The sequence below is a fragment of the Serratia sp. HNCC26DJ206 genome, assembly GCF_057180605.1.
On sequence record NZ_JBXUGP010000189.1, the window covers coordinates 1 to 251 of the forward strand.

The window sequence follows — 251 nt, forward strand, 5'->3', positions numbered from 1 at the left end:
TTTAACGGGTTGACGGGCACGCTGAGCAATGCGATCGGCGGGGACGGCGCCTGGGTGCTGTCGAACGGCAGCAACGTGCTGCTGAACAATGCCAATGCGTCTGCCTTCATCGGCACGGTCAGCATCAACGGCGGCTCTGTCCTGAACCTGGACAGTATTGACTGGTTCAACCCGGCCGCCACGGTGGATATCGTGAGCGCCAGCGACACCTTGAACATCAGCAACAACGGGGATTTCACCTTGGATAACCG

At 59.4% G+C, this 251-nt stretch carries 1 protein-coding gene; it reads left to right on the forward strand.

Annotation, left to right across the window (positions count from 1 at the left end):
- Positions 1–251, forward strand: a 251-nt coding sequence (locus AC2A1E_RS24535) for a hypothetical protein (RefSeq protein ID WP_484385930.1), incomplete at both ends; no start/stop codon positions are given.